This window comes from Streptomyces sp. NPDC030222 (assembly GCF_055573115.1).
Map to the genome: position 1 here is coordinate 44,910 of NZ_JBVICA010000004.1, position 25,001 is coordinate 69,910.

Sequence of the window (25,001 nt, forward strand, 5' to 3'; positions counted from 1 at the left end):
GTGTGACGACCCGGCGCGACGCGACGCGACGACCACGGTGAGCCCCTCAGGCCGGGAGGTCGCGAGTCCCGGGGCCGGCCCGTGTGGCGGGCGCGGTGGTGATGCGTGGCAGTGCGTACGGGTGCTTCTCCGCCAGCCAGGAGACGATGCGTTCCCGGACGGCGCAGCGTGCCGTCCAGAGGTCGTCGGCGTCCTTGGCGGTGACCATGGCTCGCACGTGGATGGTGCTGGGCGTGGTGTCCGTGACGGCGAGGTCCCAGGCACGGCCGTCCCATGCGGGGCAGTCGTCCAGGACTTCGCGGAGCTTCTCGCGGATGAGGTCCACCGGTGCGGTGTGGTCGAGGTGGAAGTAGACCGTGCCGGTCATCTGGGCGCCGCCCCGGGACCAGTTCTCGAACGCTTTGTTGGTGAAGTACGAAACGGGCATGGTGATGCGCCGTTCGTCCCAGGTACGCACCGCGAGGAAGGTGAGGGTGATCTCCTCCACCGTGCCCCATTCGCCGTCGACGACCACGGTGTCCCCGATGCGCACCATGTCACCGAACGCGATCTGGAAGCCTGCGAAGAGGTTGCCGAGGGTGGACTGCGCGGCCACACCGGCGACGATGCCGATGATGCCGGCGGAGGCAAGCATCGAGGTGCCGACCGTACGGAGGTCCGGGAACGTGAGCAGCATCGCGGCGGCGGCGACGACCGCCACGACCGCGGTGACGATCCGCATGATCAGGGTGACCTGGGTACGGACGCGCCGGACTCTGGCGGGGTCGCGGGTGCCGGTTGCGTAACGGGCGTACGTCGTCTCGACGGCCGCCGACACGATGTTCACCACCAGCCACGCGCCGGCCCCGATCAGCACCAGCGAGAGGATCCGGCCCACCGCCCCGGCGTGGTCCTGTAGCGGCCGCCATGCGATCCAGCCGTGGGCGGCTCGCAGCAGTGCGGTCATCAGGACGACCTGGAGCGGCAGCCGACAGCGGCGCAGAAGGCCCCAGAGGGGCGTTTCCGGGTGCCGTGCGTCGGCGCGGCGCAGCAGCAGGTCGGTGGCCCAGCCGACGGCCGCCGTGAGGACGGTCGAGCCACCGGCGACGGTCACGAGACGCAGAAGGCTGTTCATGGCTTCCCAGCGGGTGACGGTTCGGACGGGACGGGATCCAGTGGCGCGTGCCCGACCGGCCGCCGGCCAAACCGGGGCCCCGGACCGGGAACGGCCGCTCGCGTGCCACGAAGGACGGCGCCGTCCTGTGATCCAGGACCGTTCCGCGGGGGTGCACCGACTCTCGGGCACCCGTCCCCCTGGCGCGCCGTGGGACGGATCGACGCGGTGCGGACGGTCTGCCGGAGGCCGGCGGACCGGAAAGCTGCCGAGCCGTACTGTCCGCACAGCCGGGAGTCGCCCCGGGCGCGCGTCGCGGCCCGGCGCAGGTCGTCTGCCCCCGGCTTACGATGCAAGAGGGGCGTAGGGGATCTGCACGGCACACCTGGCGGCGCCCGCCGGGTGATGCCCGGCCCTGTCAGGGAGGCACGTTCATGGCGCAGAACGAGATCCCGGGTATCGACCCGACGGCGGTCCCGAGCGGGGACGGTTGCGTGGAGTGCCTGGCGGGCGACGGCCCGGGATGGTGGCTGCATCTGCGGCGCTGTGCCGCGTGCGGGCACATCGGTTGCTGTGATTCCTCACCGTCGCAGCACGCCACGAAGCACGCGCGTGCTGCCGGGCACCCGTTCCTGACGAGTTTCGAGCCGGGCGAGGACTGGTTCTGGAACCTCGACACCGAGCAGTACTACGAGGGGGTGGAGCTTCCCCCGCCCGCCTCGCATCCGGCCGGCCAGCCGACGCCGGGTCCACGGGGCAAGGTCCCCGCGGACTGGGAGCAGCATCTCCACTGAACCCCTCGGACCGGGAGCGGCACGACCACCGAACCGGCATGTCCCTTGCAGGTCACGTCCCTTGCAGGTCCGGACGGGGCGTACCGCCCTCAGGTGGTCGGCTGCCTCAGCTGCGGGTCCGTGATCCCGCCCGGACAGGCGAATCCGTCGACGTCCCACCCCGCGCGAACGGCGCCGGCCCGGTACGCGCTCTCGTAGAAGGCGAGCACGGCGGCCGGGGGGTCCTGCTCGGCGCGGGCCGCGTCGTAGGGAAGAACGGCGAGGTGGCTGTCTCCGCGTGGCACCCAGCGGGCCGCCGCTGGAACGAGCGGCTCCGTGGCCAGTTCCGCGGGCTCGGGCGCGGTGTACGAGTAGAAGGCCGGCGCCGGGGAGCTGTCGTCCCCGAACCAGAAGCCGAAGCTGACGACCTCCTGGGAATAGGCCTCCCGGGTGACCGGGTCGACTTGGTGCGGCTGGTGCACCGATCGGCCGGAGAACCGGGTGTGCGCGATGTCGAAGGTGTGCCAGAAGTGGTGGACGGGACTGGACTTCCCCGAGAAGCCGGCTGCGAACTCCTCCAGCACCAAGGCCACCTGGCTGAGGACCCGCCAATAGCGGTTGGCCTGCTCGGGGTCGTATGCGGCGTGCTCGGTGTCCTCGGCGAACGGCCGGGCGGCGTCTGGCAGGTCGTACGGCCGGGGTACGCGGATGCCCGCCTGCACGCCCAGTTCCTTCAGTGCGGCCAGGGTCCTGTCGTGGAAGGAGGCGACCGACTGGCCGACCAGCGGGAAGGATCTCGATGCGCCGTCCAGCGTCGTGACGACCAGCCGGTGGTCGACGAAATCGAAGTCGATGGTGAAGACCGGAAGCCCGCCCGACAGTCCCATCGGACGGGTGGTGATGCCGCGAGCGGTGAGGTGGTACGGAACGTTCCACCAGTGGTTGCGCCGGACGCTCGCACCGAGACGGATCTTGCCGACGACTTGCGCGAAGCGGTGCAGCGTCTCCTTGGTGTCCCGCCACTCGGCCAGCGGTATCGGCGGGAACAACTCCATCGCGTTCCCCTTCCTGCCCGGCGTTCGTGCGGCCGGGCAGATCCATGATGGCCCCTGCCCACCCCCACGGCACTTCGCGGCGGTGGGAGCGTACTGGCGTGACGAAGCCTCCCCCGGCACCTGCATCCCTTGGGGGTGCCGGGGGAGGCGCGTTCCTCGGGACCCCTCGCAGGGCGGCCGGGCGGATCAGTCGGTGAGGATGCCCGGGTCGGACAGACCGGGAACGCCGGTCTCGACGTGGCCCGCGAACCGGCGGAGGAAGTCGGCCGTGGCGGTCGAGGTGACCGTCACGTCGTACCAGTTGCGGCAGGCACGCAGGTCCACGCAGTACGTGACGGTCGCGCCCTTGCGGACGACGAAGGTCTTCGGGGTGCCGGCGTAGGAGTTGGTGACGGTGAGGCGGGCTTCGGTGCTTCCGGCATTGGTGAGGGTCAGGTCGAGGTTGCCGGTGGCCGCGTTGTGGCGGGCGGTGACCTCGGGGCCCGCGGTCTTGCCGGGGTTGCGGAAGCGGCACAGGAAGCCGTTCGGTCCGTGGACGGTCAGGTCGGTGACGCCCTTCGAGTACCGCGTGTTCCAGCTGTCCGCGATCGACTTGCCGGCTTCGGTCGTGTACGTCCAGGGCGCGTCCGACCGGTTGGCCGACGTGACGTAGAACTGCGCACCGACGGAGGGGCCTCCGCTGAAGGTGAGCTGGTACTTGCCTGTGGAGACGTCCGCGGAACCGTCCACGTACGGGGCGTACTTGAGCGGACGGGTGGGCTTGCTGCCCGGCTCCTGGCGGGGCATCGTGCCGACCGCCGGGGCAGGGGCCAGGAAGTCGGGGTGGCGCTCGCGGTCCGGCGGGTAGTACCCGGCGGTCGGCGGCAGTTCGGCCGGCGTCGTCTGCGTGCGCGCGAAGTCGAAGGCGGAGGTCAGATCGCCGCAGACGGCGCGCCGCCAGGGCGATATCTGGGGCTCCCGCACCCCGAAGCGGCTCTCCATGAAGCGGATGATCGAGGTGTGGTCGAAAGTCTCGGAGCAGGTGTAGCCGCCGGTGCTCCAGGGGGAGACGACGACCATGGGCACCCGGGGGCCGAGGCCGTACGGTCCGGCGACATAGCCCGCCTTGCCGGGGAAGTAATCCAGCGTCGTCGGGGTCGTGGACAGGCCCTGGGCCGCCCCGGACGGCGCGTACGGCGGCACGATGTGGTCGAAGAAGCCGTCGTTCTCGTCGTAGGTGATGAAGAGGGCGGTACGGGCCCACACGTCGGGGTTCGACGTCAGGGCGTCCAGCACCTGCGCGATGTACCAGGCGCCGTAGTTGGACGGCCAGTTGGAATGCTCCGTGAAGGCCTCGGGGGCGGCGATCCAGGAGACCTTGGGCAGACGGCCCGCCTGGACGTCGCCGCGGAGTACGTCGAAGAAGCCGTCGCCGTTCTTGGCGTCGGTGCCGGTGCGGGCCTTGTCGTACAGCGGGTTGCCGGGCTGGGCGTTGCGGTACTTGTTGAAGTACAGCAGGGAGTTGTCGCCGTAGTTGCCGCGGTAGGCGTCGTTGATCCAGCCCCAGGATCCGGCGGCGTCGAGGCCGTCTCCGATGTCCTGGTAGATCTTCCAGGAGACTCCGGCCGCTTCGAGGCGTTCGGGGTAGGTGGTCCAGTCGTACCCGGCCTCGGCGTTGTTGAGGACCGGGCCGCCGCCCGTGCCGTCGTTGCCGGTGTGGCCCGTCCACATGTAGTAGCGGTTCGGGTCGGTGGAGCCGATGAAGGAGCAGTGGTACGCGTCGCAGATGGTGAAGGAGTCGGCGAGCGCGTAGTGGAAGGGGATGTCCTCGCGGGTCAGGTACGCCATGGTGGTGGCGGTTTTCGCGGGCACCCACTGGTCGTACTTGCCCTCGTTGAAGGCCTGCTGGCCGCCCGCCCAGTCGTGGTTGAGGCCCTGGAGGAACTCCATGCCGAGGTCGTCGCTCGGGGGCCGGAACGGCAGGGTCACCTTTTTGCCGTCCGCCTGGTTCCAGACGGACTTGCCGCTGGGCAGCGTGACAGGGCGAGGGTCTCCGAAGCCCCGCACGCCCTTCATCGCGCCGAAGTAGTGGTCGAAGGAACGATTCTCCTGCATCAGGACGACGATGTGCTCGACGTCCTCGATGGTGCCGGTGGTGCCCTGGGCCGGGATGGCGGCCGCCCTGGCGATGCTCTCGGAGAGCATCGTCACGGCGGTCGCGCCACCGGCCAGTTGCAGGAAGCGACGGCGATTCAGTTCTGCCATGGGTGAGTTGACCTCTGCGGGTGAGGGCCTTCGAGGGGCACCCCAAGGACAGCGCGCGCGGGGTACCGCACGGGGGACGCCTCATGACCTCCCGCCGTACGGCAGGCGAACGCCTCGCACCTGACGCCAACGTGGACTCGGCCCCTCCTGGATTTCCGGCCTTTCGGCGTCCAGGCCCGGACTCCGGAACATCTGCGGGTGACGGGCCCGGTGCCGCCCGATCGTTGGTGCCACACCCGTCCCCGTATCGCAGTACGGCAGTCACGCCCGCTGCCACCGACAGGCCGCCGACGCGGTGCACCGCTGCGGACGGGAGGGTCCCGTCACGCCGACCGGCCCTCCGCCGGTGCTCGGGGGCGACCTGGCCGGCGCACGTCGGCTATGCGGGCGCCTGCTCCTCGGACGCGGCCTCGGCGAGCCACTCCTCGCGGAGGACCGCCCATATCTCCTCGTCGTGCAGGACGCCCCGGTAGGGGAAGCGCTGCCGCAGCACACCGTCGCGCGTCATACCGAGCCGCCGCGCGGTGTCGACGCTGCGGATGTTGGCGGTGGAGGCCCACCACTCGACCCGGTTCATGGAACGCTGCCGGAACGCCCAGTCGATGAGCACCCGGCACGCCCGGGTGATCAGCCCCCGGCCCTGCGCCGCCGCCTCCACCCAGCAGCCGATTTCGCACAGGCCCGACTCGGCGTCGAAGTTCACGAACATCACACCGCCCACCAAGGTGCCGTCCCACCAGATCCCGTAGAGGCGACCCGCGTCCTTGGCCTGGTTGTCGGCATAGCGCTGGAGGGTCGCCGTGGCCGAGGAGAGGTCGGTGCTGCGCGTCGCCCAGGGGACCCAGGGGTCCACGTTCGGCCGGGCGCGGTCCATGTGGTCGAGGAACTCCTGCGCGTTCCAGGGTTCCAGCGGGCGGAGCTCGGCACGGTCACCAAGTGGGACTGCGAACACGGAGGCCTCGATTCTGACGGACAGGTACGCAAGGACAGGTACATAACGAGTGTTCGGTACGTAAGCTAGCAGCATGCCACCAGCACCCGGAGACCGTGAAGCCCGCCGGAAGGACGTCTCCCAGGCGGTGTGGCAGGTACTCGCCGCCAAAGGTTTCGGAGGGCTGACGCTTCGCGCGGTCGCCGGCGAGATGGGCGTCTCGACGGGGATGCTCATGCATTACTTCCCCACCAAGCGGGCCTTGGTGGTGCACGCGCTGGACCTGCTGGAGAAACGGACCGAACAGCGGCCCCGCCGCGCACGGCCTACCGAGGGCCTGGCCGCGCTGAGGGCCGTACTGCTGGACATCCTGCCGCTGACCCCGGACGACACGGCCGGCAACCGCATCTGGGTCAGCTCCTGGGACCTGGCACTCGCCGACGACGGGCTGGGCGCGGAACAGGCGGACCGCTACACCCGGATGCGGTCAGCCGTCCGTGAGCACCTCGCGGCAGCCCGCGGCCGGGGGGAACTGCCAGAGACCACGGACCTCGGAAGACTCGCGGCGACCACGGTCGCCTTCGTCCACGGACTCGTGGTCCAGGCCCTCTTCGACCCGGAGGGTTTCCCGGTCGACACCCAGACCGCCCTGGTCGACGACTTCCTCGCCGCGATCGCCGCGGGACGAACGACGGATGACGGATGACGGCAGCAGGCCGTTCCGGCCGAAAGCGGCAGCGCGTCGGCGCGGAAGCAGCGCGGGCACGGCCGAGCCGCGTGATGTTGTGGCGCGCGTCCCCGTGGTGCGAAGCTGCCGGCACCACGTGGGATGCCCCGGAGGAGAGGCGAGCGAAGTGCGGATCGTGACGGACGACCTCTCCGGCCCGGACATCGCCGCGTTCCTCACCGAGCACGTGCAGCAGATGCGGTCGATCTCGCCCCCTGAGAGCAAGCACGCCCTGGATCTCGACGGGCTCCGGGCGCCCGGCATCACGTTCTGGTCGGTGACCGACGGTGACACCGTGGTGGGCTGCGGCGCGCTCAAGAGACTGGACGCCGGCCACGCCGAACTCAAGTCGATGCGCACGGCTCCTGCGCGCAAGCGCAGCGGCATCGCATCCCTGCTCCTCGGGCACATCATCACCGAGGCTCAGGGGATGGGCTTCACCCGGCTGAGTCTGGAAACCGGCACGGCCGAGTTCTTCCTGCCCGCGCGGAGGCTGTACGAGAAGTTCGGGTTCGTCCGGTGCGAGCCGTTCGCGGACTACCGGCCGGACCCGAACAGCACGTTCATGACAAGATCTCTCTGAGCGCAGCGTCCGGTGAGTGTCCGCTCCGATTGGACGGCAGGGCCCCTCCCCCACTGCGGCGACACGCGGCGCCGCCGCCCTGCGGCGCTCGTCGGCCCGGGACCGTCAGGAGCGCGGCCCGGGTCCGCCAGGAGTGCGATGCGGGACCGCCGGGAATGAATGCGATCCGGGACCGTCAGGAGTGCGGCCGGGCGGCGCGCTGGGCCTTCTCGTCGTCCATCTTCTTGATGCGGACCGCTTCCTTGCGCACCTCGGCCTGCGTGGCGCGCTCCTTCTGCAGCCACTCGGGGGCTTCCTGCTTCAGCGTCTCGATCTGCTCGGTCGTGAGGGCTTCGGTGACTCCCCCACGCGCGAGACCCGAGATCGACACGCCCAGCTTCGCCGCGACGACGGGGCGGGGGTGCGGACCGTTGCGTCGCAGCTCGCGCAGCCACTCGGGCGGATCAGCCTGCAGAGCGTTCAACTCGTCACGCGAGACTGCGCCCTTCTGGAACTCCGCGGGGGTGGCCTCGAGGTACACCCCCAGCTTCTTGGCCGCGGTCGCGGGCTTCATGGTCTGGGAGGTCTGGTGCAACGTCATCCGTCAAGGATATCGAGCGTGTGCGCGACCTCCGACCACGCCCGGTAACCTTGCTGCGTGACAGGCTCGGAAGTACCCCGTTCGTTTCGGCTCGCCTACGTCCCCGGCGTGACCCCCGGCAAGTGGGTGCGGATCTGGCAGGAGCGCGTGCCCGACGTTCCGTTGGAACTCGTCGCGGTCTCCGCCGCGGAGGCACCCGACCTCCTGCGCCGCGGTGAGGTCGATGCTGGCTTCGTACGGCTGCCGTGCGACCGGACGGACCTCTGCGCGATCCCCCTCTACACCGAGACGACGGTCGTCGTGGTCCCCAAGGACCATCTCGTGGCGGCGGCCGACGAGGTGTCCGCCGAGGACCTGGCCGACGACGTGCTCTTCCACCCCCTCGACGACACCCTGGAATGGGAGCAGCCGCCGGGACGGCCCGCCATCGAGCGGCCCGCCACCACGGCGGACGCCGTCGAACTGGTGGCGGCGGGTGTGGGTCTGCTCGTCGTCCCGCAGTCGCTCGCCCGCCTGCACCACCGCCGCGACCTGACGTACCGGACGGTGGCCGACGCTCCTCAGTCCCGCGTCGCACTGTCGTGGCCCGAGGCGGAGACGACCGATCTCGTGGACGACTTCATCGGGATCGTCCGGGGGCGGACGGTCAACAGCACCCGTGGCCGGCGCCCCGCCGCTTCGGCTCAGCCCAAGGACAAGCGCCCCGACAGCGGCGGCGCGCAGCGCAGGTCCACGGCCGGCGCGGCCGGCAAACCGGCCTCCAAGGGTTCGCGGAGCGGTTCGGGCGGCGCCAAGGGCACCAAGCGCGGCAGACCCCGCCGCCGCTCGTAGTCCACGGCCTCCGCCACTCGCGACCGAGCGCCGGGCCGCATCGCACCTCGCCGTGCCCGCGTTCGCGCACGACGCGCGCCGACCGCCGACGCGACCTCGCAGGGTGAGGGGGTGGCGGCCTGGCCGTGGCGTACCCCAGGGTCCGGTCGAGCGGGCGACGACCGCGCACCGGACCGGCCGGTACGCAGCCGGCCGGTGCGCGCCTCTTCCGGCCGTCCGGTCAGTGCCGGAGTTTGACCCGTTGGACCGCGGCCACGCCGAGCGCGGCAAGGGCGATCTGGATGATCCACTCGACCCAGTCGACCCCTCCGGTGTCCGCGACTCCGATGCCGGACGCGATGGCCGTGCCGATCAGGGCGGCGACGATTCCGACGACGATCGTCCACAGCAAGCCGACGGACTGTCGGCCGGGCAGGACGAGCCGACCCAGCAGACCGATGACGATACCGATCACGATGGCGCTGATGACGCCGGAGATCTCCATTGCGGCCCCTTCCCGGTGCACCCCCGCAGTGCGGTTGCCCGTGTTGGGGCCCGTCACACCTGACGCGGAGCCGCCGTGGCCCGGAACCGTCACGAGCCAGGAACATGCCGGTGGCCTGCACCACGCGTCGTCACGCTGGAAACGACCTCGGGGGACTCGTTGACGAAGCTGCGCTGTGCTGGACGACCATCAGGGCGTGGCACGGTCGACGGCCGATTGGGCGCGTATCGAGGACCGTGTGGGAACACGGTTCCCCGCACACACATCGACTCGCAGGACGCGCTCGTGGAGGCCCTCGGCGACTGCGAGATCGTCGTCGTCATGCGCGAGCGGACCTCTTTCCCGGCCGAGCTCTTCGCACGCCTCCCCCGGCTGCGCCAGCCGATCACCTCCGGAATGCGTGCGTCCATCGCCCCGGCGGCCGCCGCCCGCCACGGAGTGGCGGTGTGCGGTAGGGCCGGCAATTCCGGGCCCCCGCCGAGCTCGCGGGCAGACCGGTCCGTCTCCTCAGCCGACCGCCGGGGCCTGTCCCCTGACGCGGGCGGGTCCCGTCCCACGCGGCCACGGTCGCGACACGACATGACCGGACGGCGGATTCTCGTGCACGCCCCTCGGTGTTCGGCCAGGATGCATGTCCATGACGGATGTCTCTGAGCTGGTGGCGCGCCTCGGGCTCGAACCGCATGTCGAGGGCGGATGGTTCCGGGAGACCTGGAAGACACCCGGCCGGGCGGTCCCCGAGGGATACGAGGGGCCGCGGGCGTTCGCCACGGGTATCTACTTCCTCCTCCACCCCGGCGAGGCCTCACGGTGGCACCGGGTGCGTTCGGACGAACTCTGGCTGTGGCACCGCGGCGGGCCCCTGCGGATACGGCTGGGTGGCCGGGGTGGAACTCCTGACGGGGCCGGGTCCTCGGAGACTCTTCTCGGGGCGGGCGTCGAGCGGGGAGAGCAGCCCCAGTTCCTCGTTCCCGGCGGTGTCTGGCAGAGCGCCGAGCCCGCGGGTGACGAGCCGGTGCTCGTGACGTGTGTCGTCGCCCCCGGCTTCGACTTCGAGGACTTCACGATGGCGTGAGACCGGGACGATGGCGACCGGGCCGGGACGGGGCTGGGATCGGGCCGGGACGGGGGCCGAGCCGGGAACGATCCGCTCGTGCCACCCCGGTCCCGTTCACAACGCCAGAACGACAATGGCGCCGACGCCACCGGCGACGAGGGCGAACCCTGCCGACAGCCAGCCTCCGTCGCGCCAGGGGAAGAACACGTCGAACGAGAGCCGGCCCGGTCCCACGGCTGCGAGGGCGAGCGCGACGACGGTGATCGTCATGGGGTATTCGATACCGCCGACCGCGGCCCAGAGGCCCTTCTCGGCGCCGACCGCCATGGCGTTGATCATGACCCCTACGACGGCGGCGGCGGCGAGCGGGGTGAGCAGCCCGAGGGCGAGGCCGAGGCCGCCGAGGAACTCGGAGGTTCCCGCCAGGCCCGCGAAGAAGACTCCGGGGTCGTACCCCAGCTCGGAGAACGCCTTCCCGGTGGCGTCCAGGCCCGGTCCCCCGAAGAGACCGAAGAGTTTCTGAGCGCCGTGGCCGGCCATGATCAGGCCGACGGTCAGCCGGAGCAGGAGCAGGCCGGCGTCGGCGGCGCCCACCGACAGCAGTACGTTTCCTGCTTCGGTGGCGGTGGTGGAGCGATGAGCATGCTCGGTCGGCTGTTGCATCGGGATTCACCTCCTGCGACCGGAACCCGTCCGTACTGCCGGTCGGGGCCGGGAGGAGTTGTTGCGGCAAGTTGTGGAGGCCAGGTGCTCCGCGTGCGTGCGGAGCGTGGCACGCCCCTGATGGCCAGCGGGGCGGACTGGTACACGGGGAGCGGACCGAATCCGCTCCGGCATCGCCTCACGAGGAGCCGCGGCGCAGACACGGCCGGCTTGCGGCTTTCCCACCACCGATACTGCCCTGTCGCTGTCGCCGCACACCGCACTTCACCGCGAAGCCGGAACCCGTGCCGTGTCCGGGCGCTCCTCCGGCCGGACGCTCGTCCGGGCTGGATGCTCGTCCGGGCTGGATGCTCCCCTGCCGGAGGCCCCTCCAGGCGACTCGCGGAGGCCGCCGGCAGCCGTGAAGCGGGCGGCGGGCATCCCCCGCAGCGTTTCAGCGCGCCTGGCAGGAAAGGCACGCGTATCAGGGAGCCTTGAAGAGTGTGGGGAAGCGCGGGGCCAGCCATGGCCTGCGGCCCCGGGCGAGGACACGTCCGCGGGTGATGGCCCGCCACGGGTCGCGGCGCCCGAGCGCCATGAGCAGGAACGTGACCGGCTCGGTGAGGATGGTGCAGTCCGGGCGGCCGGGCGGTTCGGGGTGGACGACAGCCTTGCCGTCCGTGAAGACGACACCGAGGGAGCCGCCTCCCTTGAGCCTGAGGGTGTAGCGGGCCGTGAGCCCGGCGGCGGCCGCGGGATCCACGACCCGCGGCATGGCGGTAATCAGGAAGGGCAGGCACAGCCCGACCGCGGCGCGGTCGATCATGTGCGGTCGGCCAAGCGCACGGGCGAGATCGTAACCGTGGCCGAGCATGTGCGTCAGGAGGTACGAGCCGAGTACGGCACGGCTCATCGAACCCACCGGCGTCACCGGTTCCGGTGCGGGTGACTGCCGCGTCACCGCGTCGAGGAAGGCGTCGGCCTGTTCCACGATCATCGCGGCCAGTGGGCCGGCGTGCCGCTCGCGGAACCCGGCGAGCGCCCGTTCATTGGCGGCGGCCAGGCCCTGCGGCGTCCGGTCCCCGTAGGGGCGCTCCTCGCCGGCCGTGAGAGCGGCCATCAGCTCATTGGCCTGCGCCAGGTGGGCCGCCGCCTTCCCGATGGTCCACTCCGACCCGTGGACCGGTGCGCTCGTGTCGGCGCATCCTCGGAGCAGGGCGGCTATCTCCCGGGCGGTGGCGCGTATCGCGTGATCGAGCCCTTCGGGCAGGGTGTCGTCCCAAACGTCCTGCCCCCGTCACCGAGTCCACGCCGCCCCATCTCGACCTCACGGCACTGCGGATCGCACGGCCCGGCAGCCGGAACTGCTCGGGACCGCTCCGCGGTACCCAACCAGGCGAGCGGGCGCGGCGGCAAGGGGTGACCGGCGAATCCCCGGCCCGACGGCCGGGGATGCTGTCGATCGTCGGCTCAGGAAGGCTTGGCCGCCGACAGTGCCGTGACGGTCACCTTGTTGTCGCACAGCGCGAACTGACCGTCCTCCAGGGCGACCTGATGTGCTCCCGCACCCTGCAGGCCGACGACGATCGTCGGATACACGACGGGGGTGGCACCGGACTCGCAGTAGCCGTCGGCCTCTCCCTGGACCTGGACGAAGGTGAGCTTCGCCCACGCCTTTGCGCCTGGCGCGAGCCGTACCGGCGACGCCGAGCCCGTGCGCGTCACCGTGAGCGGGGCATTGCGGTCGGGTGAACCGTTGCCCGCACCCGCCACCGTGGGGAAGCCCTGCACGGTGCACGGGCGGCCGGAGGTGTTGGTGAATCCGACCACGGCGGCCCCCGTCCCGGTGCCCGCGGGGCGGACCGCTGCCTGCTGCACCTGCGCCGTCAGTCCGGTCGCGGTGCACGCCGCTGCCGCCGTGCCCGGTGAGCCGGCCGCCTTGCCCGCCGCTGCGGGTGTGGCGGTGGCCGACGGTGCCCCCGGGGCGTTGCCCTTGAGGCTTCCGGAGGCGTCGGGGCTCGCCAGGTCCGCGGCAGCTGCCGGCGTCGACGGTGTACCGGCCACGCCGGTCTTGGTGCCGACGGACTGGCAGCCGGTCATGAGCAGGGTGACGGCCGAGGCGGCCATCATGGCTCCGGCTCTGCGAATGGTGGCTCTGCGGCTGGTGGCTCTGCGAATGGTCTTCTCGTACTGCATGACATCCCCCGATTCGTGTGGTGATTCATGTGGTCAGGTGGCCGGTTTCCGTGCCGGCTCTCACGCGGGTACATGGTGGTGCGCCTGACCCGGGTTGCCTGTGCTGATCAGCTGTGACACGACGGTGACGATCCATTCGGCGGCATCGACCGGAAGTCGGGCCGCTCGCATCGCGGCCACCTCCATGACGGGGCCGGTCCGCGGGGCGGATGGTCGCGGTCGTGTCCCGCCGGGCCCACCGAGGCGGTCACGATCCATCGCGGCGTGGGCCCGCGGCCCGGCGCCCCCTCCCGGCCACTGCCTCGCCCGCCTCGAACCGGCCTCCTGAAGCGACGGCCCGCCGCTCGGGATGCACGGGGCCGGAAGCACTGATTCGCTGGTGGGGCGGGGCCCACAGCGAGTCACACGGGAGTGGCCATGAACGTCACGGGCGGACCCGGCAGCCACGCCAAGGAGATGCGCGCAAAGGCCGAGGAGCTGAGCCGGGAGGCCGAACGCGCCGTCGACCCCAAGGAACGGCAGCGGCTGAAAGAGGAAGCCGGCAGGCTCAGGGACGACAGCGAGCAGGAAAGCGCCATGGCGGCCGGGGACATCTACCCCCAGGACTAGAAGGCACCGACCACATCGACCGGTCGCGCGTACCGCGCCGGGGCGTCACGCCGGATATGCCGCAGCGCCGGTACGCCACGTCAGGGAGGCACCCGGGCGGCCGGCCCGCGGAGAGGGCACGCCACGCCGTGGACGACACCGGGCCCGGGTGGGTGCGCCGCGTCAGGGACAGAGCCGGCCGGCCTGGGGGCGGTGCGCCGCGGGGCGGAACCCTCCGGGCCACGGAGGCCACGGCCCCGCCCGCCGATGTCAGCGACGCCCGCGCGAGGCCGGTCGGACGCCTGCGCGAGGCCGGTCGCGCTCCGTGCCCACCGGTGGACGGCTGCGTCAACATCCTGGGGTATTTCACCCTGGCGTCCCCTTCTGTTCATCTTTGCTTCTCCCGCGCAGGCGCGGCTCGGCCGCATCCTGGACCACCACTCCGCACCGCGACACCGTGCGGGGCAGCACTCCGACCTGCGAAGGACCGAAGGGCCCGTGCCAGTTCCCGTAGTCCTCACCGGCCGCACGACGCGGCTGGAGCCCCTCGCCATGCACCACGCCGAGGCCCTGGCCCGGGCAGGCGGCGAGGACCGTACGACCTATGCCTTCACCCCGGTCCCTCACGGGCTGGAGGCGGCCCGGAGCTATATCGCCCGCGCCCTCGACGAACAGGCCCTGGGCCGGATCCTGCCCTTCGCCGTGATCCGTGTCGCGGACGGACAGGTGGTCGGCTCCACCCGGTTCCTGGAACTCGACTACTGGCAGGGGCCGCTGGTGTGGCCGGCCACACCCGGAGTCCCCGACGGCGATCCGGTGACGGCGGTGCCCGACGCCGCGGAGGTCGGCAACACCTGGCTCGCGGCCCACGCACAGGGCAGCGGCATCAACACCGAAGCGAAGCTCCTGATGTTCCGCCACGCGTTCGAGGCCTGGGGCGTCCGGCGGATCTCGCTCCGTGCCGACGCCCGCAACGTCCGGTCGCGTGCCGCCATCGAGCGGCTCGGCGCCACCCTGGAAGGCATACGCCGGGCCCACTCACGGGGACTGGACGGCGTCGTCCGCAGCACGGCCTTCTACTCGATCCTGGACGACGAGTGGCCCGCGGTCCGCGACATCATCGAGCTGCGGATCGCGGCCGCCGCGGCGCCCAGCGCTCCGGCCCGGCCGGCAGACCGGACGTGCCTGAGGCGCGGAGGCGGTGTGGCCGCGCTGGCGGCCGGCTGATCCGACCCACCGGCTGATCCGACCCGCACCAGGGTCCGACCCACACCTGGATCGGATCCAGATCTGGGACCGAAAGGCCCCAGTGCGCACCGGGGATGACGGATTGACCGCATCTCGCGGCACCTCGAGCGGCTTGTCCTCGTCCGGCGCGTGGGCGCCCTGTGCCGTGGAGGGGCGGCCGTACGCGCTGCGGACGGCTACGGTCCCGGAGAACGCCGTACGGCGGTGGACCGCGCCGCGGGCGCAGGGCGTCGGCGCGGCGTCGGGGCCCGTTGCGGTGTATGCAGGTTTCATGGGTTCTCGACGGTTCGGCGGAGGTCCCCGCCAGGCATGGGAGCCGGGTCATGCGCTGCTCGCCGTGCCCCTCGCGCTGATCGCGGTCGTCACCGTGGTCGACGTCCTGGCCCCGCCGGAAGTCCACCTCGGCCCGTTCCTCGTCGCCGCTCCAGCCGTCACGGCGACGTTCGCCGGCGCCAGCACCACGGCGGCCGTCGGTGCGGTGGCCGTACTGGCCCAGGCGCTGGTGGCTGTGACACGCACCAGCCTCACCGACCTGAACCACATGTTCCAGATCATCGCCCTGATCCTGATCTCGGTGATCGTGACGTTCTTCGCCCATCTGAGGGAGCGGCACGAGAAGCAGCTGACGCAACTGCGTTCCGTGGCACAGGCGGCTCAGGAGGTGCTGCTCCGTCCGATCCCGCACCGCATCGGCTCGCTGCGCATCGCGTCGGTCTATCTGGCCGCCGAGGCGGAAGCGCAGATCGGCGGTGATCTGTACGCCGCGGCCCGCACGGCCCGCGGGACGCGGTTCATCATCGGGGACGTGCGGGGCAAGGGACTGGCGGCGATCGGTGAGGCGGCGCTGGTCCTCGGCGCCTTCCGGGCGGCCGCCCACCGGCAGGCCGAGCTGCCTGCTCTGGTGGCCTATCTCGAGGGGACCGTCTCCTCGGACCTGGACGATCCGGCACTGGCCCACGAGGAGGCGGAGGAGTACAGCGAGGGGTTCGTCACCGCGGCCGTCCTGCACCTGCCCGACGACGACTCGGACCTCCAGGTGATCAACTGCGGGCACCCGCCTCCCCTGTTGCTGCGCGCCGGCCACGTCAGCCCGCTCGAGGTGAGCCGTCCGGCACCGCCGCTGGGACTCACCGGTCTCGTCGGAACGGCGATCGAGGCGGAGAAGTTCGCGTTCAAGGCCGGGGACATCGTCCTGCTGCACACCGACGGGGTGATCGAGGCCCGCGACGAGGCGGGCGGCTTCTATCCCCTGGCCGAACGGCTGGCCGTGTTCTCCGGCGGCAGCCCGCAGGCCCTGCTGCGTCATCTGCGCCGCGACCTGCTGCACTTCGCCGGTGGGCATCTGGGCGACGACGCGGCGATGGTGGCGATCGAACGCGTGCCCTGAGCGATCGGCACATGGTGGGGCCGATCCGGACGCCGTACGGGGCATGCTCCGGCCTGCCGGGCCCGGTGGCCTCCCAGACCGTCGCCGCCCGGTGGCATGCCGCCCCTCAGGTGCCCGGGTCAGGTGCCCGCGGCCGTCAGTTCCGCCGCTCCGAACGACACGTCGAAGCGGTCGCACCAGATGCTGAGGCTCGTGTAGCGGCCGAGATCCAGTCCAGGGGGCACCCCGTAGTTCTGATCACCCCGATTGCCCTTGAGCGAGCCCAGATCGACGTACTTGCCGTCGTCGAAGACGTGCCAGCCGTCCTTGCCCTCCAGAACGGGCGCGTCGGTAAGCCAGACGTGCAGGTCCGGACCGTTGCTGGTGTCGAGGTTCTCCAGCCGCACCACGCGCGTGCCATCGGCCGCGCGGACGATCTTCACGGTGCCGGACGTCTTGTGCTCCTGGCTGATCAGGTTTCCCGTGGCCAGCGTCGTGGCGCCGGCACCCACCGCGGGTGCTGATTCCCGTACGGTCTCGTCCACCCACAGCTTCCAGGGCTGGAACCAGTACAGTCCCGCCGCGACCAGTGCCACGGCCAGGACCAGCGCTCCGATGAGCACCGGCGCGTTCCGCGCCCTGAGGATCCGTCCCATCAGGCCGCCTCCCGGACTCTCCTTCCAGTACACACCCGTATCCGTCGGCCCGTTCCCCGTGTCGTTCGCGGCTGCACCCGCACCCGGGAGGCCCGTCGTCCATGAACACGGCAAGTGCGTTGCGGGGAGCGGCGATGCCGAGCAGGGTGGAGTCGGGATCCGTTCTCCCGTGGCCGCACGTTTCCGCCCGCCGTTCCCCGCGCGTGACGACGCGGGAGGAGGAGTGACTCATGAGCACACCCCGTGGGAACCCGGCAGCCGCTCCCGTCTTCCGACGTCCCCCCGATCCGTCCGACGCGACGATGTGGGAGCCCAGCGAACGCTGGGTACGCGGAACGAAGGGCGATGTGACGGTGGTCGACAGCCGTCGCCCGGTTCTCGTGTGGGAACCCGGCCGGCCCGTGCCGCTGTACGCATTCCCCGCCGAGGACGTCCGGATGGACCTCCTGCGCCCTGCCGAGCGGCCCGCGGCCGGGCGTCACCAGGGCGCGACGGTGTTCTACGACCTGGTGGTCGGCGACCAGCTCGTCCGGTCGGCCGCCTGGGTCTGTCCGGGCCCGGATCTGACCGGTCACATCTGCTTCGAGTGGTTCGGCCCCGAGGTGCTGGACCACTGGTACGAAGAGGACGAGGAGATCTTCGTCCACCCGCGTGACCCTCACAAACGGGTGGACGCGCTGCCCAGCACCCGGCACGTCCGGGTCGAGATCGAGGGCACCACCGTCGCGGACTCACAGCGTCCCGTGCTGCTGTTCGAGACCGATCTGCCCGTTCGTTACTACTTCCCGCGCGAGGACGTCCGTCTGGACCTGTTCACCCCGCTCACCGCGCGCACGCGTTGCCCGTACAAGGGCGTCGCGGACGAGTACTGGTCATGGGCGGGCGGCGGCGATCTGCGGCGCGACATCGCATGGAGCTATCCCGACCCGCTGCCGGCCGTGCAGATCATCAAGGGCCTGGTGGCGTTCTACAACGAGTCCGTCGACATCGTCGTGGACGGGGAGCGTCAGCAGCGGCCGGTCAGCGTGTTCAGCAAGCCGAGGCGCCAGTAGCCGGTTTCCGGCCCTTCCCCGCGGCCCCGTGAACTCCTCCCGATCGAAGACGCGAGTCCGTACGCCATGCCCGATGTGCATACATGTACCGCATCCTCAAGCGGATGATCTTCCTTGTATGTTCCGGACATGACCAGTGCTTGGCAGAAGGACCGCATCGGCAGTGCCCTGCGCGGCGAGAACCCCACCGTGCTGCGGCGGATGAAGGCGGGGTTCGCCGTGGTGGGGGACGTCCAGTTCCTGCCGGGCTATTCGGTCCTGCTGGCCGACGACCCGGATGTGCGGACTCTGACGGACCTGCCCCGGTCCAGGCGTCTCGCCTTCCTGAGCGACATGGACCGGCTCGGGGAAGCGGTCGAGCGCGCCTGCCGCCGACTGGACCCGGCCTTCCGGCGGGTGAATCTGGAGATCCTCGGAAACGCCGACGCCTTCCTGCACGCACACGTCTGGCCGAGATACGAGTGGGAGCCGGCCGACCGGGTGGGCCTGCCGGTATGGCTGTATCCACGCGCCAACTGGAGCGATCCGGGGTCTGCGCTCGGCCCGCGCCACGACGCGCTGCGGAAGGCCATCGGCGACGAGCTGGACCGGCTGCGGTCACCGGGCTGACCGCGCCCGGCACGCGTTCGCGCGTCACGCGGCTGCCGACGCCGGTCGCCGACCCGGCCGCCCCAGGTCGCGGTCCAGCCGCCGCCTGCATTCGGGACCGGGCGTGTCGGCCGACGGTTCGGCGAAGGCCACGGTTCACTCGGTGCATGAACGCCGCAGAGTTGCTCGCCGACGCCTTCGGCCGGGTCCACGAGGTGGTGCACGAGACGGTCGAAGGACTCGGCACGGAGGCCCTCCACGCCCGGCTCGATCCCGGCGCCAACTCCATCGCCTGGCTGGTGTGGCACCTCACCCGGATCCAGGACGACCACGTGTCCGACGTCGCCGACCGGGAGCAGGTGTGGCTCTCCCAGGGCTGGGCGGACCGTTTGGGGCTTCCGTTCGCACCGGCGGCGACCGGTTACGGCCACTCCGCCGAGCAAGCGGCGGCGGTCCGCGTCGAGTCGCCCGGCCTGCTCCTCGGATACTTCGACGCGGTCCACGAGGAGACGACGGCTTTCGTCGGGAACCTCAAGAGCACGGCGCTGAACCGGATCGTCGACGACTCGTGGACGCCACCGGTGACCCTGGGCGTGCGGCTGGTGAGCGTCATCTCCGACGATCTCCAGCACGCGGGCCAGGCGGCGTTCGTACGCGGCGTACTGGAACGCCGCTGATCGAGGTCCCTGACCCGCGAGTCGCCCGCCGAGCCGTCGGCAGGGAGGCGCCCGCGGGCCGGAGGCGCCGACGGCACGTGACGCGAACGCTCCGCGTGCCTCGCCGGTCGTACCGCCGGGGCCGGACGGCCGGCCCTCGCGACCCGTGGTCCGGCACGCCGCCGGACGCGGCGCTCGCCGAAGAACCGGCGGGCGCCGCGCCGTGACGGGCTGTCGGCGCACCGGACCGCGTCGTAGGGTCCCGCCCCCGTTGCACGAGGGCGGGTACCTCAGGGCCTCCGGGCCCCGGTGGATGGCCGGCGCTCAGCGCTGGTAGGTGCCGACGAGCGCGCCGGTCGCCAGGTCCCGCCCCGCGACGGCCCGGTGGACCGAGTCCGCCGTCGGCCTGCCGTGCAGGGAGAGCGGTTCCGACAGGGCCCACAGCCGGAAGAAGTAGCGATGGGGACCGTGCCCGGGCGGCGGCATCGGACCGCCCCAGCCCACGCTTCCGAAGCCGTTGGGCCATTCCTGACCACCGGCAGGCGTCGTACCCTCTTCGACACCGGGGGTTCCCGGATCGATGCCGGAGACCAGCCAGTGCAGGAAGGTCCCGCCGGGGGCGTCCGGGTCCTCGCACACCAGCACGAGTTCCGTGGTGCCCTCCGGCGGCGCCGACCAGGTCAGGGGCGGCGAGACGTCGTCTCCCTCCTTGCTGTGGCGGCGCGGGATCGGCTGGTGGTCGCCGAACGCGGTGCTGCTGAGCTCGATACCTGTCATGCGCGCGGCTCTACCCGTATCGGCCAGGCCGGGCACCGCTCCCCCCGTTAAAGCGCCCGATCAGCGCAGTGCCGAGCCCCGGCCGCGCCGCGCGGCATACGGCATACGGCAGGCAGGCGTGCTTCGACGCAGAGGTGAGGCGCCTCTCGGAGCTGATCCTGTCGAAGGGCCTCGGCCGCCCCAGCGGACTGCTCGGCCGGCTCGGCGGGCGGCTGATGGCTCACGGCAATGCCGCCACCGAGCGGAGGGCGGTCGAGGTCGCCGCGCCGACGGCCCGCGACGTGGTGCTCGTGGTCGGCCCCGGACCGGGCGTCGGTCTGCAGGCGGCCGCGGAGCGGTCGGCCTCGGTGAGCGGGGTCGACCCCTCGGAGGTCATGCTCACCATGTGCCGCCGCCGGTGCGCCGGACCGATCGCCCGCGGCCGGGTGCGACCGGTCGCCGGCACCGCGGGGCGTACGGGGCAGGCCACCGCATCGGTCGATGTCGTGATCTGCGTCAACGGTGTCCAGGTCTGGCCCGATGTCCCAGCCGGACCGACCGAGGTCCACCGCGTGCTGCTTCCCGGGGGTCGGCTGGTGCTCTCCGCCCACGAACGGTGGCTGCCCGGCGGTCTGCCGGCACTCACGACGGCGGTACGGGAGGCCGGCTTCGACCACAGCCGTACCTGGACCTGGGAGCCGCCGGGCCGCAGCGCCGGCACAGCGGCGCAACTGAGCTCGCGGCGGCCGCTGACGTGAACCCGCCTGCCGAAGTGCCGTGCCTTCCAGGGATGTCAAACGCATGCTCGGTGAACGGCCGGTGTCCGAGCCGGACATGGCCCGGGTACGCAAGCAGGGCGGCCCGATGCACCTGTTGAGCTATCGCACCGGGCGCCGCTTCGTCATCCACGCGGGCGGCTCAGCGGCTCGACCACCGAGGGAACCGCCCGGGCCGCGGTCGCCGTCACCGCGGTCGCCCAGAAGCCCGACGCAACGGCGTTCCCGTCGGCTGAAGGACGGCGTCGAGGGAGGGGCGGGCCTGCAGTGCACGCTCTGTCACGGCGGAGGTCGGGGAACGGCCTCGCACTCGGTACGAGCGGCGAGGGTTCACCGTCGCCGGTCGCACCCATTGCTTCGAGCGCGGCCGACGGGCCAACAGAACGCGCCGGGGCGCCCGTTCGGACGTGATGCCGCGCAGCCGCCCCAGGAAGCTCGGCCGTTGCAGCGAGGTCCGATCCCGGCGGGCGCACGGACCCCGGGCCGAGGCCCGGGGTCCATGACGCGGCTGACTAGCGGTAGTTCGCCGCAGCGCGCACGTCACCGAAGTCCATGGCGCGGTCCACCTCACGCAGCGTCTGCTCGGCGATCCGGCGCACTTCGGCGGGGACGTCGCCGCGCTCCTCGATGAGGGAGGCGTAGATCGGCGCGTCGGTGTGCAGGTAACTCACGACGGATTGGGCCCTTCCAGGACGGTTGTCTGCCGCTTCCCGGCGGCCGCTGGGGAGCGGCAGAGAGTGTACGGGGCCCCGGGGTGTGACAAAGGCGAACCTCCGAGTAGCAAGCCGTGAGATGGCCCACTCTTCGTCATTCTCCCTGGTAACACGTGGGTTGATCTTGGATTTTCGGTACCTGACGGAAAATCGGTCCACATCGCGGACAAGGCCGATCCAACCCGTGGGCTCCCCCGCCATGACCGCACGAAGCCTCCCGCCCACCCCCTGGATGCAAGCGAGGGATGCCGCCCCCACGCCGGTCACGCATTGCTTTACCGTACGCACGGACTGTTCATCGCCCGGGTCCGGCGAATTCGTCGATGTCGGACTCCGCTTCCTATGGGGCAATTTCTCTCTTATACAGTGATAATGAACGTGTGGGGAGCAGCTCGGCGGAGCCTTCCACGGCCGGGTGCGCCCCGTGAGTATCGGAGCACGGCAGAAGAGGCACATCATGCAGCGGAGGGACCGGATACGCCGCGCGATCGCGGTCGGCGCCGCGAGCACCGTCGCGACTGGCGGAATCGTCATGAGCACTTCGGGCGCGGCCACCGCAGCTCCCTCTCCCCAGGTCACCACCACGGTTTCCGCAGTGCCGGACTCCCATGAGAGGTGCACCTGGGGAAAGGGTCACTGGGTGAAGAAATGGGTGAAGGGCCACTGGGAGAAGAGGTGGATCAAGGGCCACTGGGAGAAGAGGTGGCACCACGGTCAATGGTCGTGGAAGTGGGTGAAGGCCCATTGGGAGAAGAGGTGGGTCAAGGGCCACTGGGAGAAGAAATGGGTCAGGGGGCACGTGTTCTGCAAGGCGGTGATCCACAAGAAGTACGTGATCCATGAGAAGCACGTGATCTTCAAGAAGCCGCTGACCAAGCACAAGACGGTGATCAAAGAGAAGCCACTGGTGATCAACAAGAAACCGGTGACCGACCCCAACACCGTCAAGGAGAAGCTGCCGGTGATCAAGGAGAAGCCGGTCACCGACCCCAACACCGTGACCAATGACCCGACGGTGACCAAAGAAAGCCCGGTCACCGACCCGAACACGGTGACCAACGAGAGCCCGGCCATCGACCAGAGGCTGCCGGCCACCGAGGAGAACCCGGCGACGGAGCCGAACAACGTGGTCAACGACGCGCCGGTGACCAATGACAGCTCGGCCGTCGAACAGGACACGGTAACCACCGAGCAGAACACGGTGACCACGGAGCAACCTTCCACTGAGCAGAACTCCGTGACCACTGAGCAACCAGCCGCCGAGCAGAACTCCGTGACCACCGAGAGCCCGGCAACCAGCCCGAGCACGGTGACCGACTGACGCACAGGTTGATCGTCTCGCATTGATCGCCTCGCACGACCACGACGTGGCTGCGTGCGGTCAGACGGTCGGCCGCGGTTCCCGTCTGCATGCCGTCACACCCAGGCGTGGTTCTCGTCGGTGACGGCTTCCAGGGCGGCGTCGCGAACGACCGCCGCCGGCCCGTCCGGCGCGGTCGGCGCCGGGCCGCTCGCCCGGCGTTCCTCCCGGCCGACCCGGCGACGGTCGCGTACCCGGCGAGGGCGGTGACGGCGCGGAGTCGTCCGAGGAGTGCTCCCTGACGGCACGCACCGGCCGGGTACGCACGGCGCCCGCGGCAAAGGAGTGACGGAGGGGACGCAGACGGAGGCGTGAGCCCAGGGACTTCGGGGAACGGTGAGTACGTCCACGGCCGACGGCCATGCCCTGCGTCGCGGCCATCGTGCTCATGGAGGTGCAACGTGCCCACTTCGGGAGGCCGGCGAGTCCAGCGCACACGTACCCTGGTCAGCGCCTGTGCCGGGGTGGTGGGACTGCTGCTGGCGGCGGGATGTTCCTCCGGCGGTGACGGGCCCGGCGAGGCCGCGGGCGGGGTGCCTGTGGTCGAGAAGGGCAAGCTGACCACATGCACGCATCTGCCGTATCCGCCGTTCCAGTTCGAGCAGGGCGGCAAGGTCGTCGGATTCGACGTGGCGCTGATCGACCTGGTGGCGAAGAACCTCGGTGTCGAACAGAAGATCCTCGACACTCCGTTCGAGAACTTCAAGACGGGCGCCTTCCTGAACTCCGGCGAATGCGATCTCGCCGCTGCGGGCATGACGATCACCGACGAACGGAAGAAGAACGTCGACTTCTCGATTCCGTACTTCGACGCGACCCAGGCGCTGCTGGCGACCAAGGCCAGCACGGTGACCAGCCTCGCCGAAGTGGAGTCGGGGAAGAAGAAGCTGGGCGCACAGGCGGGCACCACCGGGGAGAGCTACGCCAAGTCGCAGGGCTTCGACCCGGTGGCGTTCGAGAGTTCCGACGCCGTGCTGAACGGACTGCGTACCGGCCAGGTCGACGCGGTCGTCATCGACTATCCGGTCGTACAGGGCTGGCTCAAGGACAAGGCCAACGCCGACGCGTTCACCCTCGGCCAGAACATCGAGACCGGTGAGCAGTACGGCTTCTCGGTGAAGAAGGGCAATGACAAGCTGCGAGCGGCGATCGACAAGGCGATCACCGACGCGAAGGCCGACGGCACGTACGACAAGTTTTACGAGCAGTGGATCGGGCCGCTGCCCCAGGGCACCTCGTGACCTCTCGTCTCACACGGCGGCAGCGGCGCCGTGTCTCGCAGGGCCTCCAGTACGCCGTGTTCCTCGCGGTCGTGGTGCTGATCGCCGTCAACGCCGACTGGGGCAGGCTGCAGAACCAGTTCGCCCAGCAGGACCTCGCGGGTCGCCTCTTCCCCGACATCATCACGATCGCGCTGCGCAACACGGTGGTGTACACGGTCTCGGGGTTCCTCTTCGGACTGGTGCTGGGCCTCGTCATCGCGCTGATGAGGCTGTCGTCCGTGGGCCCCTACCGCTGGGTGGCGAGCGTCTACATCGAGGTGTTCCGTGGCCTGCCCGCCCTGCTGATCTTCATTTTCGTCGGGGTGGCCGTGCCCTTGGCGTTCCCGGGCACGGAGATCCCCGGCGGTACGTACGGAAAGGTGGCGCTCGGTCTGGGACTGGTCGCCGCCGCGTACATGGCGGAGACCATCCGGGCGGGGATCCAGGCCGTGCCCAAGGGCCAGATGGAGGCGGCGCGCTCCCTGGGGTTCTCGCACGGCCGGGCGATGGTGTCGGTGGTCATCCCGCAGGCGTTCCGTATCGTCATCCCGCCGCTGACCAACGAGTTGGTGCTGCTGTTCAAGGACTCCTCGCTGGTGCTGTTCCTCGGCGTGACGCTGAACGAGCGGGAGCTGACCAAGTTCGGCAGGGACCTCGCCAGCCAGACGGCGAACTCCACGCCGATCCTCGTCGCCGGACTCTGCTACCTCCTCGTGACGGTGCCCCTGAGCTTCGTGGTTCGCCGGCTCGAGGCACGAGGCGAACGGGCCAAGTGAGAGGACGG

At 70.8% G+C, this 25,001-nt stretch carries 27 protein-coding genes; 15 read left to right on the forward strand and 12 right to left on the reverse strand.

What is annotated here, in order from left to right; genetic code table 11:
- Positions 1–46: 46 nt before the first annotated feature.
- Complete coding sequence (locus ACZ4Z5_RS07090) at positions 47–1,114, reverse strand: mechanosensitive ion channel family protein (RefSeq protein WP_468257837.1); 1,068 nt, start codon at positions 1,112–1,114, stop codon at positions 47–49.
- Between the two features lie 413 nt (positions 1,115–1,527).
- Between ACZ4Z5_RS07090 and ACZ4Z5_RS07095 the strand changes: the two genes are divergently transcribed.
- A complete protein-coding gene (locus ACZ4Z5_RS07095; RefSeq protein WP_468257840.1) occupies positions 1,528–1,887 on the forward strand; it encodes a UBP-type zinc finger domain-containing protein in 360 nt (119 codons plus the stop codon).
- A gap of 89 nt (positions 1,888–1,976) precedes the next feature.
- On the opposite strand, the gene ACZ4Z5_RS07100 is transcribed toward ACZ4Z5_RS07095, so the two are convergent.
- The 3 genes from ACZ4Z5_RS07100 to ACZ4Z5_RS07110 all read right to left on the reverse strand — a co-directional run bounded on the left by ACZ4Z5_RS07100 (position 1,977) and on the right by ACZ4Z5_RS07110 (position 6,117).
- Positions 1,977–2,921: a DUF5996 family protein gene (locus ACZ4Z5_RS07100; RefSeq protein WP_468257843.1), complete on the reverse strand. Its 945-nt coding sequence runs from the start codon at positions 2,919–2,921 to the stop codon at positions 1,977–1,979.
- A 186-nt stretch (positions 2,922–3,107) separates the two neighbouring features.
- Positions 3,108–5,165, reverse strand: a complete 2,058-nt coding sequence (locus ACZ4Z5_RS07105; protein ID WP_468257846.1) for a phosphocholine-specific phospholipase C — start codon at positions 5,163–5,165, stop codon at positions 3,108–3,110.
- Between the two features lie 379 nt (positions 5,166–5,544).
- Positions 5,545–6,117: a GNAT family N-acetyltransferase gene (locus tag ACZ4Z5_RS07110; protein ID WP_468257849.1), complete on the reverse strand. Its 573-nt coding sequence runs from the start codon at positions 6,115–6,117 to the stop codon at positions 5,545–5,547.
- Positions 6,118–6,190: 73 nt separating this feature from the next.
- Here ACZ4Z5_RS07110 and ACZ4Z5_RS07115 point away from each other — a divergent pair, with 73 nt between their 5' ends.
- Entirely contained in the window at positions 6,191–6,802 is a 612-nt protein-coding gene (locus ACZ4Z5_RS07115) for a TetR/AcrR family transcriptional regulator (protein WP_468257852.1), read from the forward strand.
- A 148-nt stretch (positions 6,803–6,950) separates the two neighbouring features.
- Positions 6,951–7,406 carry a GNAT family N-acetyltransferase gene (locus tag ACZ4Z5_RS07120; RefSeq protein WP_468257855.1) on the forward strand — a complete coding sequence of 152 codons (456 nt, stop codon included), beginning with the start codon at positions 6,951–6,953 and terminating at the stop codon, positions 7,404–7,406.
- 175 nt (positions 7,407–7,581) lie between these two features.
- On the opposite strand, the gene ACZ4Z5_RS07125 is transcribed toward ACZ4Z5_RS07120, so the two are convergent.
- A complete protein-coding gene (locus ACZ4Z5_RS07125; protein WP_468257857.1) occupies positions 7,582–7,986 on the reverse strand; it encodes a DUF5997 family protein in 405 nt (134 codons plus the stop codon).
- 57 nt (positions 7,987–8,043) lie between these two features.
- Between ACZ4Z5_RS07125 and ACZ4Z5_RS07130 the strand changes: the two genes are divergently transcribed.
- Entirely contained in the window at positions 8,044–8,817 is a 774-nt protein-coding gene (locus ACZ4Z5_RS07130) for a LysR family substrate-binding domain-containing protein (protein WP_468257860.1), read from the forward strand.
- A 220-nt stretch (positions 8,818–9,037) separates the two neighbouring features.
- On the opposite strand, the gene ACZ4Z5_RS07135 is transcribed toward ACZ4Z5_RS07130, so the two are convergent.
- Entirely contained in the window at positions 9,038–9,301 is a 264-nt protein-coding gene (locus tag ACZ4Z5_RS07135; protein ID WP_468257863.1) for a GlsB/YeaQ/YmgE family stress response membrane protein, read from the reverse strand.
- A gap of 637 nt (positions 9,302–9,938) precedes the next feature.
- Between ACZ4Z5_RS07135 and ACZ4Z5_RS07140 the strand changes: the two genes are divergently transcribed.
- Entirely contained in the window at positions 9,939–10,376 is a 438-nt protein-coding gene (locus ACZ4Z5_RS07140) for a cupin domain-containing protein (protein ID WP_468257866.1), read from the forward strand.
- A gap of 96 nt (positions 10,377–10,472) precedes the next feature.
- On the opposite strand, the gene ACZ4Z5_RS07145 is transcribed toward ACZ4Z5_RS07140, so the two are convergent.
- From ACZ4Z5_RS07145 to ACZ4Z5_RS07155, 3 genes are all read right to left on the reverse strand, one after another.
- Positions 10,473–11,021 carry a DoxX family protein gene (locus ACZ4Z5_RS07145; protein ID WP_468257869.1) on the reverse strand — a complete coding sequence of 183 codons (549 nt, stop codon included), beginning with the start codon at positions 11,019–11,021 and terminating at the stop codon, positions 10,473–10,475.
- Positions 11,022–11,484: 463 nt separating this feature from the next.
- Positions 11,485–12,270 carry a maleylpyruvate isomerase family mycothiol-dependent enzyme gene (locus ACZ4Z5_RS07150; protein WP_468258723.1) on the reverse strand — a complete coding sequence of 262 codons (786 nt, stop codon included), beginning with the start codon at positions 12,268–12,270 and terminating at the stop codon, positions 11,485–11,487.
- A gap of 200 nt (positions 12,271–12,470) precedes the next feature.
- Complete coding sequence (locus tag ACZ4Z5_RS07155) at positions 12,471–13,196, reverse strand: DUF4232 domain-containing protein (RefSeq protein ID WP_468257872.1); 726 nt, start codon at positions 13,194–13,196, stop codon at positions 12,471–12,473.
- A 417-nt stretch (positions 13,197–13,613) separates the two neighbouring features.
- Here ACZ4Z5_RS07155 and ACZ4Z5_RS07160 point away from each other — a divergent pair, with 417 nt between their 5' ends.
- From ACZ4Z5_RS07160 to ACZ4Z5_RS07170, 3 genes are all read left to right on the forward strand, one after another.
- Complete coding sequence (locus ACZ4Z5_RS07160; protein WP_468257875.1) at positions 13,614–13,805, forward strand: DUF6381 family protein; 192 nt, start codon at positions 13,614–13,616, stop codon at positions 13,803–13,805.
- A gap of 477 nt (positions 13,806–14,282) precedes the next feature.
- The gene (locus ACZ4Z5_RS07165; protein WP_468257878.1) at positions 14,283–15,011 is read left to right on the forward strand and encodes a GNAT family N-acetyltransferase; all 729 of its coding nucleotides are present in this window, start codon (positions 14,283–14,285) and stop codon (positions 15,009–15,011) included.
- A gap of 292 nt (positions 15,012–15,303) precedes the next feature.
- The gene (locus ACZ4Z5_RS07170) at positions 15,304–16,419 is read left to right on the forward strand and encodes a PP2C family protein-serine/threonine phosphatase (RefSeq protein ID WP_468257881.1); all 1,116 of its coding nucleotides are present in this window, start codon (positions 15,304–15,306) and stop codon (positions 16,417–16,419) included.
- A gap of 119 nt (positions 16,420–16,538) precedes the next feature.
- Here the strand turns inward: ACZ4Z5_RS07170 and ACZ4Z5_RS07175 are convergent, their stop codons facing one another.
- Positions 16,539–17,054 carry a DM13 domain-containing protein gene (locus tag ACZ4Z5_RS07175; protein WP_468257884.1) on the reverse strand — a complete coding sequence of 172 codons (516 nt, stop codon included), beginning with the start codon at positions 17,052–17,054 and terminating at the stop codon, positions 16,539–16,541.
- 230 nt (positions 17,055–17,284) lie between these two features.
- Between ACZ4Z5_RS07175 and ACZ4Z5_RS07180 the strand changes: the two genes are divergently transcribed.
- The 3 genes from ACZ4Z5_RS07180 to ACZ4Z5_RS07190 all read left to right on the forward strand — a co-directional run bounded on the left by ACZ4Z5_RS07180 (position 17,285) and on the right by ACZ4Z5_RS07190 (position 19,371).
- A complete protein-coding gene (locus tag ACZ4Z5_RS07180) occupies positions 17,285–18,106 on the forward strand; it encodes a DUF427 domain-containing protein (protein ID WP_468257887.1) in 822 nt (273 codons plus the stop codon).
- Positions 18,107–18,235: 129 nt separating this feature from the next.
- A complete protein-coding gene (locus ACZ4Z5_RS07185) occupies positions 18,236–18,715 on the forward strand; it encodes an HIT family protein (RefSeq protein WP_468257890.1) in 480 nt (159 codons plus the stop codon).
- A 146-nt stretch (positions 18,716–18,861) separates the two neighbouring features.
- Positions 18,862–19,371: a mycothiol transferase gene (locus tag ACZ4Z5_RS07190; RefSeq protein ID WP_468257893.1), complete on the forward strand. Its 510-nt coding sequence runs from the start codon at positions 18,862–18,864 to the stop codon at positions 19,369–19,371.
- A gap of 303 nt (positions 19,372–19,674) precedes the next feature.
- On the opposite strand, the gene ACZ4Z5_RS07195 is transcribed toward ACZ4Z5_RS07190, so the two are convergent.
- The gene (locus ACZ4Z5_RS07195; RefSeq protein ID WP_468257895.1) at positions 19,675–20,127 is read right to left on the reverse strand and encodes a YbhB/YbcL family Raf kinase inhibitor-like protein; all 453 of its coding nucleotides are present in this window, start codon (positions 20,125–20,127) and stop codon (positions 19,675–19,677) included.
- Positions 20,128–20,261: 134 nt separating this feature from the next.
- Between ACZ4Z5_RS07195 and ACZ4Z5_RS07200 the strand changes: the two genes are divergently transcribed.
- Positions 20,262–20,864, forward strand: a complete 603-nt coding sequence (locus ACZ4Z5_RS07200) for a class I SAM-dependent methyltransferase (protein ID WP_468257898.1) — start codon at positions 20,262–20,264, stop codon at positions 20,862–20,864.
- Positions 20,865–21,394: 530 nt separating this feature from the next.
- Here the strand turns inward: ACZ4Z5_RS07200 and ACZ4Z5_RS07205 are convergent.
- A complete protein-coding gene (locus tag ACZ4Z5_RS07205; RefSeq protein ID WP_468257900.1) occupies positions 21,395–21,553 on the reverse strand; it encodes a hypothetical protein in 159 nt (52 codons plus the stop codon).
- A gap of 466 nt (positions 21,554–22,019) precedes the next feature.
- On the opposite strand from ACZ4Z5_RS07205, the gene ACZ4Z5_RS07210 reads away from it, so the two are divergent.
- The 3 genes from ACZ4Z5_RS07210 to ACZ4Z5_RS07220 all read left to right on the forward strand — a co-directional run bounded on the left by ACZ4Z5_RS07210 (position 22,020) and on the right by ACZ4Z5_RS07220 (position 24,993).
- A complete protein-coding gene (locus ACZ4Z5_RS07210; protein ID WP_468257903.1) occupies positions 22,020–22,916 on the forward strand; it encodes a hypothetical protein in 897 nt (298 codons plus the stop codon).
- A gap of 440 nt (positions 22,917–23,356) precedes the next feature.
- The gene (locus tag ACZ4Z5_RS07215) at positions 23,357–24,196 is read left to right on the forward strand and encodes an ABC transporter substrate-binding protein (RefSeq protein WP_468257906.1); all 840 of its coding nucleotides are present in this window, start codon (positions 23,357–23,359) and stop codon (positions 24,194–24,196) included.
- Complete coding sequence (locus ACZ4Z5_RS07220) at positions 24,163–24,993, forward strand: amino acid ABC transporter permease (RefSeq protein ID WP_468257909.1); 831 nt, start codon at positions 24,163–24,165, stop codon at positions 24,991–24,993. The genes ACZ4Z5_RS07215 and ACZ4Z5_RS07220 overlap by 34 nt, the downstream gene beginning before the upstream one ends.
- The last annotated feature ends 8 nt before the right edge of the window (positions 24,994–25,001 follow it).